Source organism: Lentzea chajnantorensis, from assembly GCF_054300775.1.
In genome coordinates, this window is sequence record NZ_JBSDZT010000002.1 from 3,249,469 (window position 1) to 3,263,345 (window position 13,877).

Genomic DNA, 13,877 nt, shown 5'->3' on the forward strand with positions numbered 1-13,877 from the left:
TCTTTGATGTTCCCGTTGCTGCTGGTGCTGCTGGCCGTGCCGCTGTTCCTCAGCGCGCGCAAGCAGAAGCGCGCGATGGCCGAGCAGCAGAAGCTGCAGAACGAGCTCCAGCCGGGCGACAAGGTCATGACGACGTCGGGTCTCTACGGCACCGTCGCCGACTCGAGCCACGACACCACCATCGACATCGAGATCTCCGAGGGTGTCGTCACCCGGTGGCTGCGCGCCGCGATCCGCGAGAAGGTCGTCGACGTCGAGGAGACCGCGGTCGTCGACACGGCGGACGACGAGCAGGTCATCGAGCCGGCCACCACGGCGACCACCGCGCCGACCACGACCCCGGCCGCCGCTCAGGTCGCCGAGCCGCTCGACCACAACGCCAAGAAGTAGTTCGGGCGTTCAGACGCGCAACGTCCGTGCCCGGTCGCCGAGACCGCGCACGGGCGCGGCGGTCAGTCGTGTCCCCAGGACGAATTCGGGCGCAGGCGCTCAGCGGGAATAACCCCCAGCTTGCCCCCCGGTCCGCAATTGTGTCAGTCTCCGCTCAGCGGCGTCAACGAAGCACTGGTGACGGTGCTGGCAAGTGTGAACGGCGCAAACCGGTGCCGGGGAGTGACGCGCAGCTCACAACCCGCAGGGTAATCTGCGCCTCCGCTGAGACATGTCAACTGAGGAGACGGACGGACCGTGGCACCTCCGGCCGGGCAAATTCGCCCCGCGAAGTATCTGGCGAGTTTCGCCGTCGTCGTCGTCGCGCTTTACGCCCTTGTGTTCTTCACGGGCAACGGCTCCGCCAAACCGAAGCTCGGCATCGACCTGCAGGGCGGCACGATCGTCACGCTGACAGCGCGTCAGGAAGACGGCGCGCAGCCCAGCGAGGAAGCGCTGAACCGCGCGCGTGACCTCATCGAGGTGCGCGTCAACGGTCTGGGCGTCTCCGGCGCCGAGGTCGTCCGCGACGGCAACAACCTGACGATCACCGTGCCCGGCGCGGACAGCGAGGGCGCGAAGGGCCTGGGCCAGACCGCCCGCCTCGCGTTTCGCAAGGTCGTCGGCCAGCCGATCCCGGCGGGCACCGCGATGCCGTCCGAGACGTCCGCTCCGCCGTCGGGCAGCAACGCCCCGGCCACCAGCACGCCCGCGCCCCCGAGCGCGTCAGCGGGCCAGCCGTCGTCGAGCAACGCGCCGCAGGGCCGTCCCGCTCCGAACCTGGCAGCGCAGCCGTCGAGCGCGCCGCCGTCGGCCGGCACCCCGCCGTCCTCGTCGGCTCCCGGCAGCTCGCAGCCGTCCGTGCCGGGCAACGTGGACCCGAAGATCGCCAAGGAGATCCAGGAGGCCAAGGCGCTGCGCCAGAGCAGCGACCAGCAGACCCTCCAGCAGGCCGCGCTCCTGCTCGACTGCTCCAAGGCCGACCCGCTGCGCGGCAACGACGACCTGGACAAGCCGCTCGTCACCTGTGACGAGGCCGGCGAGTTCAAGTACATCCTCGCGCCGGTGCACCCGGCCGCCGGCGACACCACGGTCAAGCCGGACGACTACACCACGTACTCGCGCCTGTCCGGCGAGGACATCAGCAACGCCGCCGCGAACGCGAACCCGAACGGCACCGGCTACGTCGTCAACCTCGACTTCAAGAGCGAGGGCGGCGACAAGTGGTCGAAGTTCACCGCCGCGAACGTGCAGCAGGCCGTCGCCGTCGTCCTCGACGGTGAGGTCATGTCCGCGCCGACCATCCAGGCGGCCATCTCCGGCGGTTCGACCGAGATCAGCGGCAAGTTCACGCTGAAGCAGGCGCAGTCGCTCGCCGACACCCTGAAGTACGGCGCGCTGCCGCTGTCGTTCGACTCCTCCGAGGCGCAGACGATCTCGCCGACGCTCGGCCTGCAGTCGCTCAAGGCCGGTCTCATCGCGGGCGGCATCGGCCTCGCGCTGGTCTTCGTCTACTGCATGTTCTACTACCGCCTCCTGGGCATCCTGACGATCCTGTCGCTGGCGCTGTCCGGTGTGATCGTCTACGGCGTGCTGGTGCTGCTCGGCCGCTGGATCGGGTTCACCCTCGACCTCGCCGGCATCGCCGGGTTCATCGTCGCCATCGGCATCACCGCGGACTCGTTCATCGTCTTCTTCGAACGCCTGAAGGACGAGGTGCGCGAGGGCCGGTCGTTCCGCTCGGCCGTCCCGCGCGCCTGGGTCCGCTCCCGCCGCACGATCCTGTCGGCCGACGCGGTCAGCTTCATCGCCGCCGCCGTGCTGTACGTGATCGCCGTCGGCCAGGTGAAGGGCTTCGCGTTCACCCTGGGCATGTCAACGGTCCTCGACCTCGTGGTCGTGTTCCTCGTGACGCACCCGCTGGTCGCGATCGCCTCGAAGTCCAAGTTCCTGTCCAACCCGAGCCTGTCCGGTCTGGGCGGTGCCGCCCGCGAGGGCGCGTCGCACCGCGCCGGGTCCGGCAAGACCGCCGTGAAGGAGGCCTGACATGAGCAACGTGTTCACGCGCCTCTACGTCGGCAACGGCGCTTTCGACATCGTCGGCAAGCGCGTCCGCTGGTACATCACGTCGGCCATCATCCTGCTGGTCTGCATCGGCTCGATGGTGTTCAACGGCTTCAACCTGGGCATCGACTTCCTCGGTGGCACCAAGATCTCGATGCCGTCGATCTCCCAGTCCGGCCAGACGATCACGACGACCACCGTCGAGGACGTGTTCGCGAAGGCACTGCCGGGCAAGAAGCCGAACGCCGTGCAGGCCGTCGGCACCGGCGACAGCGCGACCATCCAGGTCAAGTCGCCCGCGCTGAACGTGCAGGAGGTCTCGGCGCTCAAGTCGGCGCTGGCCACCGACACCAGCCCGCGCGGCGGCCCGTCGGCGATCTCCGACAGCGCCGTCTCCGCGTCCTGGGGCGGTGAGATCAGCGGCAAGGCGCTGTGGGCGCTGTTCTGGTTCTTCGTGGTGGTGACGCTGTTCCTGGCGTTCTACTTCGAATGGCGGATGGCGGTCGCGGCGCTCGTCGCGGTGTTCCACGACGTCGTCATCACCGCGGGCGTGTACTCGCTGATCGGCTTCGAGGTGACGCCGGCGACGATCGTCGGTCTGCTCACGATCCTCGGCTTCTCCCTGTACGACACGGTCGTCGTGTTCGACAAGGTCAAGGAGAACACCCGCGGCCTGCTGGGCCTGACCCGCCGCACCTACGCCGAGGCCGCGAACCTGGCGCTCAACCAGACGCTGATGCGTTCGATCAACACCTCGCTGATCGCGCTGCTGCCGGTCATCGGCCTGCTGGTCGTCGGCGTCGGCATCCTGGGCGTCGGCACCCTGCAGGACCTCGCGCTGGTGCAGCTCGTCGGCATGTTCATCGGCGCCCTGTCGTCGATCTTCATCGCCACCCCGGTCCTCGTGGACCTGAAGCTGCGCGACCCGAAGTACGTGGCGCAGGCCAAGCGCGTGACCGCTCGTCGCGCCAAGGCCGCGTCGGTCGGTGTGGCGCCCGACGCCGAGGGCATCGAGTCGGCCGACGAGGAGTCCCTCGCCGCCGACCTGCGCAAGGAAGAGGCGATGGCCGCCGCCGCGTCGGTTCCGCACCGCACCGCCAAGGTCGCCGACACCCGTCGCGGCCGCCCGACCGGAAAGCGCCAGCGTTGAAGCTAGATCGTGCACTGGGACTGCTGCGTGAGGTCCCGGACTTCCCCCGGCCGGGGGTCGTCTTCCGGGACTTCACGCCCGTCCTCGCCGACCCGGACGCCCTGCGCGCCGTGGTCGACGCCCTGCAGGACAAGATCGACGACAGCACTCAGGTGATCGCCGCCATCGAGTCGCGCGGCTTCCTCCTGGGTGCCGCGCTCGGGTACGGCTGGCGCTACGGCGTCGTGCCGCTGCGCAAGCCCGGCAAGCTCCCGGCCGTCGCCGACCGCGTGTCGTACGCGCTGGAGTACGGCGAAGCGTCGCTGGAACTGCCCGCGGACGCCATCCAGCCCGGTCAGCGCGTGGTGGTCGTGGACGACGTCCTCGCCACCGGAGGCACCGCGGAGGCCGCCTGCACGCTCGTGGAGCGCGCCGGCGGCATCGTGACGGGTGTGTCGGTGGTCCTGGAGATCCCGGCCCTGGGTGGCCGCTCCAGGCTGGCGGGCCGCGAAGTGAGCGCCCTGCTCGCCGTCTGAGCTCTCGTGCCGAGGGCCCGGTGACCGTCGGTCACCGGGCCCTTTCACGTCGCGCGGATCAGGCGAGCGGCTTGCCCGGCCCCGGCGGCGACACGAACCACGCCCCGGTCGTGACCAGCACCAGCGCCACCAGCGCGGCCGGTGCCGTCACCACCGCGTACTCCCACACCGCGTGCCTGCGCGTCGACCGCCGCAGCAGCGACCAGCTCGCCACCGTCGCCAGCACCCACGCCGTGCCCGTGCCGAGCAGGGCGCGCTGGTCGACGTGGCCGACCTCCTGCAGGGCCCCGTACGCCATGGCGAGCAACCAGACGACGTTCATCGCACCGCACCACAGGAAAGTCCTCACCGGACCATTTTCACCCTTACGAGCAAGTCCGTGGAGGGCCTGCAATCCGTACTTTCCCCAGACATGGCTGCGCTTATCTCCACCGCTTGCAGCAGAGACCTCGGTGACGAGCTGCGCCGGCTGCGCGAGCACTCATGGAGGACCAGTACCTGCAGGCGCTCTTCAACACGCACGTGCTGCGGATCGTGCCGATCTCGGCGGGCGTGACCCTGGCGATGCGGTCGGCGCGCACGCTGTTCAGCTTCGCCAAGGCAGACCCCGTGGTCTACACCGAGAACGAGGTTGCGATGGTGTTCTCGCAGGACCCTGCCGTCGTGAGAGAGGGCAAGAGGTTCTTCGCGTGGCTGAGACGCACGCTTTGGATGCGGAACAATCGCGGAACATGCTGGCGAAGTACGTCAGCGGACCGAGAAGGGACCCGCATGACTCAGGGACGGGCTTGGCGTAAGAGCACCTACAGCGGCCCCAAGGAAGGTTCGGCGTGCGTTGAGGTGTCGCTGAGCGGTGATGCCCGCGTACGCGACTCGAAGAACGCGAACGGTGACCGGCTCGTGTTCACGATCCACGCCTGGCGCGCCTTCCTGGCCCGCGTCGCCTGATCGGCCCAGCGGAAGTTTCCCGAGCGTTCACCGTGTGAGCTGTGCCGCTCAGCGCGCCACCGGAAGTTCTGTCAGCGCGAACGCGTTATCCTCGGTACTCGCGAGACCCGAGGAGCGTGGGGTTGAGTCAAGACACCGAACCCGCTGCGACGGTTGTTCAACCGTCGGCTACCCGGCGTGTGCGCGCCCGCCTGGCGCGGCGCATCACCGCCCAACGTGCGGCCCCGGTGAAGCAGGTCCTCGAACCTCTCGCCGCCGTGCACCGTGACCTCCATCCCAAGGCCGACCTGGCGCTTCTGCAGCACGCGTACGACGTCGCCGAGGAGAAGCACCGCCCGCAGCGCCGCAAGTCCGGCGACCCGTACATCACGCACCCGCTCGCCGTGGCGACGATCCTCGCCGAGCTGGGCATGGACACCACGACGCTGGTGGCCGCGCTGCTGCACGACACGGTGGAAGACACCGACTACTCGCTCAACCAGCTGAAAGAGGACTTCGGCGAGGAGGTCGCCCGGCTGGTCGACGGCGTCACGAAGCTCGACAAGGTCAAGCTGGGGGCAGCGGCCGAGGCGGAGACGATCCGCAAGATGGTGATCGCGATGGCGAAGGACCCGCGGGTCCTGGTCATCAAGCTCGCCGACCGGCTGCACAACATGCGCACCATGCGGTTCCTGCCGCCGGAGAAGCAGGCCCGCAAGGCCCGCGAGACCCTCGAGGTGCTCGCGCCGCTGGCCCACCGGCTGGGCATGGCGACCGTGAAGTGGGAGCTGGAGGACCTCGCGTTCGCGATCCTGCAGCCGAAGAAGTACGACGAGATCGTGCGGCTGGTCGCCAAGCGCGCGCCGAGTCGCGACACGTACCTGCGGACCGTCGTCGCGGAGCTCAACGGGCAGCTCGACACGGCGCGGATCGTCGCGAAGGTCGAGGGCCGGCCCAAGCACTACTACTCGATCAACCAGAAGATGATCGTCCGCGGCCGCGACTTCGACGACATCCACGACCTGGTGGGCGTGCGCATCCTGGTCGACGAGGTGCGCGACTGCTACGCCGCCATGGGTGTCGTGCACGCCGCGTGGCAGCCGATGCCCGGCCGGTTCAAGGACTACATCGCGCAGCCGCGGTTCGGCGTCTACCAGTCGCTGCACACGACCGTCATCGGTCCCGACGGCAAGCCCCTCGAAGTGCAGATCCGCACGCACGAGATGCACCAGCGCGCCGAGTACGGCATCGCGGCGCACTGGCGGTACAAGGAGACCAAGGGCACGCACAACGGCAAGTCCGTCGAGATCGACGAGATGGCCTGGATGCGCCAGCTCCTCGACTGGCAGCGGGAGGCCGCCGACCCCGGCGAGTTCCTCGAAGGGCTGCGCTGGGACCTCGCCGCCCGTGAGATCTTCGTGTTCACCCCCAAGGGGGACGTGCAGACGCTGCCGGTCGGGTCCTGCCCGGTCGACTTCGCCTACGCCGTCCACACCGAGGTGGGCCACCGCTGCATCGGCGCCCGCGTGAACGGCCGCCTCGTCGCACTGGAGCGCAAGCTCGAGAACGGCGAGGTCGTCGAGATCTTCACGTCGAAGGCCGAGGGTGCGGGCCCGTCGCGCGACTGGCTGAGCTTCGTGGCCTCCCCGCGGGCCAAGGCGAAGATCAAGCAGTGGTTCGCCAAGGAGCGCAAGGAAGAGGCGATCGAGCAGGGCAAGGAGGCGATCACCAAGGAGGTGCGCCGCGTCGGCCTGCCGATCCAGCGGCTCGTCTCCGTCGACTCCATGCAGGCCCTGGCCAAGGAGCTGCACTACCCGGACATGAGCGCGCTGTACGCGGCGGTGGGGGAGGGCCACACCTCGGCCCGCCACGTCGTGCAACGGCTCGTCGCGCAGCTCGGCGGTGTCGAGCACGCCGAGGAGGAGCTCGCCGACCGCGCCACCCCGTCCACGGTCACCCGCCGCCGCCCCACCGGCGACGCCGGTGTGATCGTCAAGGACGCGGGCGACGTGTGGGTGAAGCTGGCCCGCTGCTGCACCCCGGTGCCCGGCGACGACATCCTCGGGTTCGTCACGCGCGGCGGTGGCGTGTCCGTGCACCGGACCGACTGCACGAACGCCGACGAGCTGCTGAAGTCGCCGGAACGGCTGCTGGACGTCGAGTGGGCCCCGTCGGCCTCGTCGGTGTTCCTGGTGGCCATCCAGGTCGAGGCGCTCGACCGGCACCGGTTGCTCTCCGACGTCACGAAGGTGCTCGCGGACGAGCGGGTGAACATCCTGTCGGCGTCGGTGACCACGTCACGCGACCGGGTGGCGGTCAGCCGGTTCTCGTTCGAGATGGGCGACCCGAAGCACCTCGGGCACGTCCTGAAGGCCGTCCGCAGCGTGGAGGGCGTCTACGACGTCTACCGCGTCACGTCGGCGTCCTGATCCTGACCACCGGGAGCCCGTGAAATCGGGCGTCAGCGAAACGACAGCGACACCTGAGATCGTTGCACCACGGGGAAGACGCAGAAGCCCCCGGCCGAATCGGCCGGGGGCTTCTGCGTGTGAAGAGTTAGCGCGCGAAATGCACCTGAGCGGACTAGTTCGCGACCGTCGCCGACTTGATGTCGACCGGCGTCTTCGGCTTGCCGTCGCCCTGGCCGGGGGTCTGCGAGACCGTACCGGTCTTCGCGACCTCGTCGATCTTCTTCAGCGACTCCTCGTCGACCGTGCCGAAGATCGTGTACTTCGCCTGCAGGTTCGAACCGTCGCCGTAGACGATGAAGAACTGCGAACCGTTGGTGTCCGGGCCCGCGTTCGCCATGGCCAGCACGCCGCGGCCGTAGGTCATCTCCGGGTAGACCTCGTCCTTGAACGTGTACCCGGGGCCGCCCGTGCCGGTACCGGCCGGGTCACCGCACTGCAGCACCTGGATGCCGGTCACCACGAGCCGGTGGCAGGTGGTGTTGTCGAAGTACTTCTGCTTCGCCAGGGTCACGAAGTTGTTCACCGTGCACGGCGCCATCGACCGGTCCAGGTTGAACTTCAGGTCGCCGATCGACGTGCCCAGCGTGACGCCGACGGTGCCGGTGGCGGGCTGCTCGCCGTTCGCCGGGATCGTGTTCTCCTTGGCCGCCGGCTCGGTGCCCTTGGTGTACTCGCAGCTCACCTTCTCCGGCAGCGGGGTGGGGCGCTTCGGGACGGCGTGCAGCGCGGTGGGGATGTTCTCCGCCTTGTCCACCGACTCCTGCTGCGGGGTCTCCGACGCCTCCGCGTCACCGTTGCCGAAGTCGTGCGTGGAGAGGAACCACACGCCGGCTCCGACGAGCGCAACAACGACGACCGTCGAGATGACGGCGATGATGCGACGCTTCTTGGCCCGCTCCTGGCGGTACACCATCTGACGCTCAAGCTTGCGCTTGGCGTTCGCGCGTCGCTGCTCGTTGGTGGGCACGTGCTCCCTCCCCAGGGACTCATGCGAATAGGGCGGTCGGCTCGGGAGTCTAGGGCCTGGGCATATGACCTTTGTGTAGTGGTTACGCTGTCGGGGACTAGGGAGGTCATTCTCGTGCTCGTGATCGGGTTCCCGACCGGTGCGCTCCAGGCGAACTGCTACGTCCTGGCGACCGGTGAGGGTGAGCCCTGCGTGATCATCGATCCCGGTCAGGACGCGGTCGAGCCGATCGAGCAGGCACTGCGCGAGCACCGGCTCGCACCGGTCGCCGTGCTGCTCACGCACGGTCACTTCGACCACACGTTCTCCGTGACGCCGGTCTGCGACGGCAACGACGTCCCGGCCTACATCCACCCGGACGACGTCGCGATGCTCTCCGACCCGCTGAAGGGCATCAGCCGCGAGTCGGCCGCGTTCTTCGGCGGCAACCTGGAGATGCGCGAGCCCTCCGAGGTGCGCACCCTCGACGACGGAGCCGAGCTCGACCTGGCCGGGCTGAAGATCACCGTCGACCACACCCCTGGCCATACCGGCGGGTCGGTGATGTTCCGGTCCGGCGCGCAGGAGGGCGGTCGCCTCGTGATCTCGGGTGACACGCTCTTCGCCGGCTCCATCGGACGCACCGACCTGCCTGGCGGCGACCACTCCCGCATGCTGTCGTCCCTGCAGGACAAGGTCCTGACCTTGCCCGACGACACGGTGGTGCTGCCCGGCCACGGACCGACGACGACCATTGGCCGCGAGCGCGCGACGAACCCCTACCTGGTTCAGCTGCGAGACGCTCCGGCCGCCCCGCACCGAGGACTCTGAGACACGTGTTTTCCGCTCCCAAAGGCGTTCCCGACTACATCCCGCCGACGTCCGCCGCGTTCACGCACGTCCGGTCGACGCTCACCCGCGCGGCCGAGCTCGCGGGCTACGGCTACGTCGAGCTGCCCGTCTTCGAGGACACCGCGCTGTTCGCGCGCGGCGTCGGCGAGTCGACCGACGTGGTCACGAAGGAGATGTACACCTTCACCGACCGCGGCGACCGCTCCATCACGCTGCGCCCCGAGGGCACCGCGGGCGTGATGCGGGCCGTGATCGAGCACAGCCTCGACCGCGGCCCGCTGCCGGTGAAGCTCTACTACGCGGGCCAGTTCTTCCGCGCCGAAGCTCCGCAGGCAGGCCGGTACCGGCAGTTCCACCAGGTCGGCATCGAGGCGGTCGGCGTGGACGACCCGGCGCTCGACGCCGAGGTCATCGCCGTCGGCGACGCGGGCTTCCGCGCGCTCGGCCTCACCGGCTACCGGCTGGAGCTGACGTCGCTGGGCGACGCGCACTGCCGCCCGGCGTACCGCGAGCTGCTGCAGCGGTTCCTGGCGACGCTGCCGCTGGACGAACCGACCCGCCAGCGGGCCGAGCTGAACCCGCTGCGCGTGCTCGACGACAAGCGGCCGGAGGTGCGCGCCCTGGTCGCCGAGGCACCGCTGATGGTGGACCACCTGTGCGACGCGTGCCGTGAGCACTACGAGTTCGTGAAGGGCTACCTGACCGAGCTGGGCGTGAAGTTCGTGGAGAACCCGCGCATGGTCCGCGGCCTCGACTACTACACGAAGACGACGTTCGAGTTCGTGCACGACGGCCTGGGCGCGCAGTCGGGCATCGGCGGCGGTGGCCGCTACGACGGTCTGATGGCGCAGCTCGGTGGTCAGGAGCTCTCCGGCGTCGGCTTCGGCCTGGGCGTTGACCGGGCGTTGCTGGCGGCGCAGGCCGAGGGCGTGCTGCCGGAGCTCAGCCGCGTCGACGTGATCGGCGTTCCGCTGGGCGAGCCCGCGCGGGCCCGCCTGGTCGCGGTCGCCGGTGAGCTGCGCGCGGCCGGCATCCGCACGGACCTCGTCTACGGCGGCAAGTCGATGAAGGCGGGGTTCAAGGCCGCCGACAGGTCCGGTGCGCGGCTCGCGCTCGTGCTGGGCGAACGCGACCTGGAGGCGGGCACCATCGGCGTGAAGACGCTGGCGACGGGCGAGCAGGTGTCCGTGGCGCTGACCAACGTGGTCGAGGCGGTGCGGACCGCCCTGTGAGCGCCGACGACAAGCTCTCCCTGGACCTGCTCGACAAGGTGACCGTCCGCAAACGCGCCCGCATGGTCGCGATCGGCGGTTTCATGGTGGCGCTGGCCTTCGGCGCGATCGTCGGTTTCATCGGCGGTCGCTGGGCCGGCGTGATCACGTTCCTGGTCGTGTCGCTGCCGGTCGTGCTGCTGGCCATGTCCGAGGCCCGCCGCACGGTGTGGCTGGAGGGCAGCTCGGTGCACGTCCGTGCGTTCGGCACCCGCACCGTCGACCTGAACACCGCCGACGGGCTCGACCTGCTGGTCACCGACCTGCGCGGCGCCCGCACCGTCGGCCTGTTCGTGCGCGGCGGCAAGAAGGCGATCAACGTCGCCCTGTCGATGTACTCCGGTGTCGGCGGCCGTGAGCTGGGCATCTACCAGCTGCGGCGGCTCGCGGACACGCTGGCGGGCCGCGGCGACACACCGGGGCTGGTGTTCTCGGAGCTGCTGGTCGCCCAGCTGCGCGCCGAGGCCCGTGGGGTGGCGCCGGCCGACCGGCCGCTGTACCGGCTCGGGTCGCTCGCACCGGCGGGGCGGATGGCGCAGAAACTGCACCCGGACGCCGTGTCGAAGTTCGTGACCTCGCTCGACTAGCCCTCTCCGCCTTGTTTGTCGCACGCGGGGCCCTTTCGTTCGCTTCTGGTGCACGAAAGCTCCCCGCGTGCGTTGAAGTGAGGCTGGTGGGGCTCCTGTGGGTGAGCGGTTGCTTGGCGGACCGCTTCACGGCAGGGCTGGAAGGGTCAGGTGCCCCAGAGGCCGGACGGCGGCGCTGGTGACAGCGTCGCCGTCGCGTCTGTCGTCACGGGTGCGCCGCCGATGAACTTCGTCAGCCCCGTCCCGTGCTCCACCCGGCCCTGGAACGGGTCGCTCGCCGTCGCACGGGTCAGCTGCTGCATCGGCAGACCGGTGTGCGACGCGAAGATCACGAAGTTCCCGAACCGCCGGCCCCGGAACACACCCGGTTCGGCGAGCACGCAGACATGTTCGAACACCGCGCGCACGGTCGCGCACTGCGCCCGTGCGAACTGCAGGCCGTTGCCGTCACCGATGTTCGCCGCGTAGACGCCGTCATCGGCCAGCGCCGCCGACGCCTGCCGCACGTACTCGACCGACGTCAGGTGCGCCGGTGTGCGCGCCCCCGCGAAGCAGTCCGACACGATCAGGTCGAACGAACCGGGCCGGGACCGGGCCAGCACCGCCCGCGCGTCCCCAGTGGTGATCTTCACCCGCGGCGGTGGCGGCAGCTCGCGGCGGATGAACGCGATCAGGCCCGCGTCGATCTCCGCGACCTGCTGGGTCGAGCGCGGCACCGTCGCCGCGACGTAGCGGGCGAGCGTGAGGGCGCCACCACCGAGGTGCAGCACGCGGGCGGGTGCGATGAGGTCGACCACGTGGCCCAGCCGGCGGACGTACTCGAACTCCAGGTACGTCGGGTCGTCGAGGTCCACATGGGACTGCGGAGTTCCGTTGACGCGCAACGTCCACGAGCTCCGGCTCCCCACCTCGGGCACCAGTTCGGCCACTCCGGAGTCGATCGACTCGGTGATCGCTTCTGCCTCGGGCCGCTGTCTTCCCACTGCTCTATCCTCTCACCGGGCATGCCGCTCCAGAGGAGGACGTAAGTGCAGGTTATCGCGAACATCTTGATGGCCCTCGTGGCGCTGATCCACATCTACATCGTGGTGCTGGAGATGTTCCTCTGGACAACACCGCGCGGCCGCAAGGCCTTCGGTCTCACGCCGGAGTTCGCCGAGGCGTCGAAGTCGCTCGCGGCGAACCAGGGCCTCTACAACGGCTTCCTGGCCGCCGGTCTCATCTACGCGCTCGTCCGGCAGGACTTCGGCGCGTCCGTGCTGTTCACCGTGTTCGTGATCGTCGCCGGCGTCTACGGCACGTTCACGGCGAGCCGGAAGATCTTCTTCGTGCAGGTGGTACCGGGCGTTCTGACGCTGCTCTTCGTGCTGCTCGCCCACTAGGGCGCACCCACGGCCCCTTGTCGGGGTCGTAGCCGTAGAGGTCGCCCTCGATCCGGGCGCGCGCGGGCCGCACCGCCGGTTCCGGGGCCGGTTCCGCCGCGGGCTTCGCGCGCTTCACGATCTTGGGCTCGGGTTCCGGCTCGGGTTCGGGGTCCGGGGCCGCGGCGGGGGTGACCTCCTGGCGCACCGCGACGAGCGCGGCCAGCGCCGTCGTCACCGGCACCGCCGCGACCAGGCCGATGCTGCCGACGAGCGTCCGCACGATCTCCTGGGCGATCTGCTGCGCCGTGAGGATCTCGCCCATCGACCGCCCAGCCAGCGAGATCGCGAGCAGCAACGGCAACGCCGCACCCGCGTAGGCCATGACGAGCGTGTTCACGACCGACGACATGTGGTCGCGGCCGATCCGCGACCCGGCGGCGAACAGCTCGCGCCAGGTCAGCCGGTCGTTGGCGCGCCGCAGCTCCCACACCGCGCTGGTCTGCGTCACGGTCACGTCGTCGAGCACGCCCAGCGCGCCGATGATCGTGCCCGCGAGCAGCAGCCCGCGCGTGTCGATGTCGGTGCCCAGCACCGTGACGAGGTTGATCGTGTCCTCGTCGAGGCCGGTCAGCTGCGCCGCCCACGAGAACACCGCGCCCAGCACGCCGATCAGCACCAGGCTCACGAGCGTGCCGAGGACCGCCGTGGACGTTCTCGCGGAGACGCCGTGCGACAGGTACAGCACCACGAACATGATCAGCCCGGCGCCGACGACTGCCACCATCAGCGGGTTCTCGCCTGCCAGGATCGCCGGCAGCACGAACAGCACCAGCACCACGAAGCTCAGCAGCAGCGCACCGAGCGCCGCGAGCCCCTTCCACCGGCCCAGCAGCAGCACGGCGGCCGCGAACAGCACCGCCAGCAGCACGAGCGACCAGCCGCGCTGGAAGTCGACGATCTGGTACGACTCCGCCGCCTGCGGCTGACTGCCCGAATAGGACAGCACCACCTCGTCGCCGGTCTGGTAGCGCGGCGCACCCGCCCCGCGCAGGTTCGGGATCGTGACGCTCTGCCCGCTCGCGTCCCCGTCGGACATCCGCACGGTCACCGCGGTGCAGTTCTCCCCGCACACGCCGTCCTGCACGCCCGTGACGACCGCGTCCACCGGCTTCTGGTGCAGGCCGATCTGCGCGCCGGTGCGCTGTTCGTGCCCGAACGGGTAGAGCAGCAGGGCGCCGACGGCGGTCGCCAGCACCAACGGCACCAGCAGCCACGTCAGCAACGTCCGCACGCGCCGCGAG

14 protein-coding genes are annotated in these 13,877 nt (G+C 69.7%); 10 read left to right on the forward strand and 4 right to left on the reverse strand.

Going from position 1 to position 13,877, the window contains the following annotated elements; genetic code table 11:
• The first annotated feature begins 6 nt into the window (after window positions 1–6).
• From yajC to ACVDFE_RS16760, 4 genes are all read left to right on the forward strand, one after another.
• Window positions 7–390 (forward strand): preprotein translocase subunit YajC, encoded by a 384-nt coding sequence (gene yajC / locus ACVDFE_RS16745; protein ID WP_458430976.1) that lies wholly within the window; start codon window positions 7–9, stop codon window positions 388–390.
• Window positions 391–687: 297 nt separating this feature from the next.
• A complete protein-coding gene (gene secD, locus ACVDFE_RS16750) occupies window positions 688–2,475 on the forward strand; it encodes a protein translocase subunit SecD (RefSeq protein WP_360392326.1) in 1,788 nt (595 codons plus the stop codon).
• A gap of 1 nt (window position 2,476) precedes the next feature.
• Entirely contained in the window at window positions 2,477–3,643 is a 1,167-nt protein-coding gene (secF, locus tag ACVDFE_RS16755) for a protein translocase subunit SecF (protein ID WP_458430977.1), read from the forward strand.
• Window positions 3,640–4,158 carry an adenine phosphoribosyltransferase gene (locus ACVDFE_RS16760; protein ID WP_360392321.1) on the forward strand — a complete coding sequence of 173 codons (519 nt, stop codon included), beginning with the start codon at window positions 3,640–3,642 and terminating at the stop codon, window positions 4,156–4,158. Before secF ends, ACVDFE_RS16760 begins: the two co-directional genes overlap by 4 nt.
• Window positions 4,159–4,216: 58 nt before the next feature.
• On the opposite strand, the gene ACVDFE_RS16765 is transcribed toward ACVDFE_RS16760, so the two are convergent.
• The gene (locus tag ACVDFE_RS16765; RefSeq protein ID WP_458430978.1) at window positions 4,217–4,480 is read right to left on the reverse strand and encodes a hypothetical protein; all 264 of its coding nucleotides are present in this window, start codon (window positions 4,478–4,480) and stop codon (window positions 4,217–4,219) included.
• A gap of 161 nt (window positions 4,481–4,641) precedes the next feature.
• On the opposite strand from ACVDFE_RS16765, the gene ACVDFE_RS16770 reads away from it, so the two are divergent.
• Complete coding sequence (locus tag ACVDFE_RS16770) at window positions 4,642–5,106, forward strand: Scr1 family TA system antitoxin-like transcriptional regulator (RefSeq protein WP_458430979.1); 465 nt, start codon at window positions 4,642–4,644, stop codon at window positions 5,104–5,106.
• 122 nt (window positions 5,107–5,228) lie between these two features.
• On the forward strand, window positions 5,229–7,514 hold the full coding sequence (locus ACVDFE_RS16775; RefSeq protein WP_458430980.1) for a RelA/SpoT family protein: 2,286 nt from the start codon (window positions 5,229–5,231) through the stop codon (window positions 7,512–7,514).
• Window positions 7,515–7,668: 154 nt separating this feature from the next.
• Here the strand turns inward: ACVDFE_RS16775 and ACVDFE_RS16780 are convergent, their stop codons facing one another.
• Entirely contained in the window at window positions 7,669–8,523 is an 855-nt protein-coding gene (locus ACVDFE_RS16780; RefSeq protein ID WP_360392310.1) for a peptidylprolyl isomerase, read from the reverse strand.
• A 114-nt stretch (window positions 8,524–8,637) separates the two neighbouring features.
• Here ACVDFE_RS16780 and ACVDFE_RS16785 point away from each other — a divergent pair, with 114 nt between their 5' ends.
• From ACVDFE_RS16785 to ACVDFE_RS16795, 3 genes are read left to right on the forward strand one after another with little or no spacing between them, the layout of a single operon-like run.
• Window positions 8,638–9,333 carry an MBL fold metallo-hydrolase gene (locus tag ACVDFE_RS16785; RefSeq protein WP_458430981.1) on the forward strand — a complete coding sequence of 232 codons (696 nt, stop codon included), beginning with the start codon at window positions 8,638–8,640 and terminating at the stop codon, window positions 9,331–9,333.
• A 5-nt stretch (window positions 9,334–9,338) separates the two neighbouring features.
• The gene (hisS, locus tag ACVDFE_RS16790; RefSeq protein WP_458430982.1) at window positions 9,339–10,586 is read left to right on the forward strand and encodes a histidine--tRNA ligase; all 1,248 of its coding nucleotides are present in this window, start codon (window positions 9,339–9,341) and stop codon (window positions 10,584–10,586) included.
• On the forward strand, window positions 10,583–11,212 hold the full coding sequence (locus ACVDFE_RS16795; protein ID WP_458430983.1) for a hypothetical protein: 630 nt from the start codon (window positions 10,583–10,585) through the stop codon (window positions 11,210–11,212). Before hisS ends, ACVDFE_RS16795 begins: the two co-directional genes overlap by 4 nt.
• Before the next feature lie 146 nt (window positions 11,213–11,358).
• Here the strand turns inward: ACVDFE_RS16795 and ACVDFE_RS16800 are convergent, their stop codons facing one another.
• Window positions 11,359–12,195: a spermidine synthase gene (locus tag ACVDFE_RS16800; protein ID WP_360392303.1), complete on the reverse strand. Its 837-nt coding sequence runs from the start codon at window positions 12,193–12,195 to the stop codon at window positions 11,359–11,361.
• 45 nt (window positions 12,196–12,240) lie between these two features.
• Between ACVDFE_RS16800 and ACVDFE_RS16805 the strand changes: the two genes are divergently transcribed.
• Window positions 12,241–12,594 (forward strand): DUF1304 domain-containing protein, encoded by a 354-nt coding sequence (locus ACVDFE_RS16805; protein WP_360392301.1) that lies wholly within the window; start codon window positions 12,241–12,243, stop codon window positions 12,592–12,594.
• Here ACVDFE_RS16805 and ACVDFE_RS16810 read toward each other — a convergent pair.
• Complete coding sequence (locus tag ACVDFE_RS16810; protein WP_458430984.1) at window positions 12,515–13,867, reverse strand: YibE/F family protein; 1,353 nt, start codon at window positions 13,865–13,867, stop codon at window positions 12,515–12,517. The genes ACVDFE_RS16805 and ACVDFE_RS16810 overlap by 80 nt on opposite strands.
• Window positions 13,868–13,877: the final 10 nt, after the last annotated feature.

What these genes read in the sequence shown, in the direction of transcription:
- yajC (WP_458430976.1), top strand. Translation starts at nt 7, where the DNA reads ATGTTCCCGTTGCTGCTGGTGCTGCTGGCCGTGCCGCTGTTCCTCAGC.
- secF (WP_458430977.1), top strand. Translation starts at nt 2,477, where the DNA reads ATGAGCAACGTGTTCACGCGCCTCTACGTCGGCAACGGCGCTTTCGAC.
- ACVDFE_RS16765 (WP_458430978.1), bottom strand. Translation starts at nt 4,480, where the DNA reads ATGAACGTCGTCTGGTTGCTCGCCATGGCGTACGGGGCCCTGCAGGAG.
- ACVDFE_RS16770 (WP_458430979.1), top strand. Translation starts at nt 4,642, where the DNA reads ATGGAGGACCAGTACCTGCAGGCGCTCTTCAACACGCACGTGCTGCGG.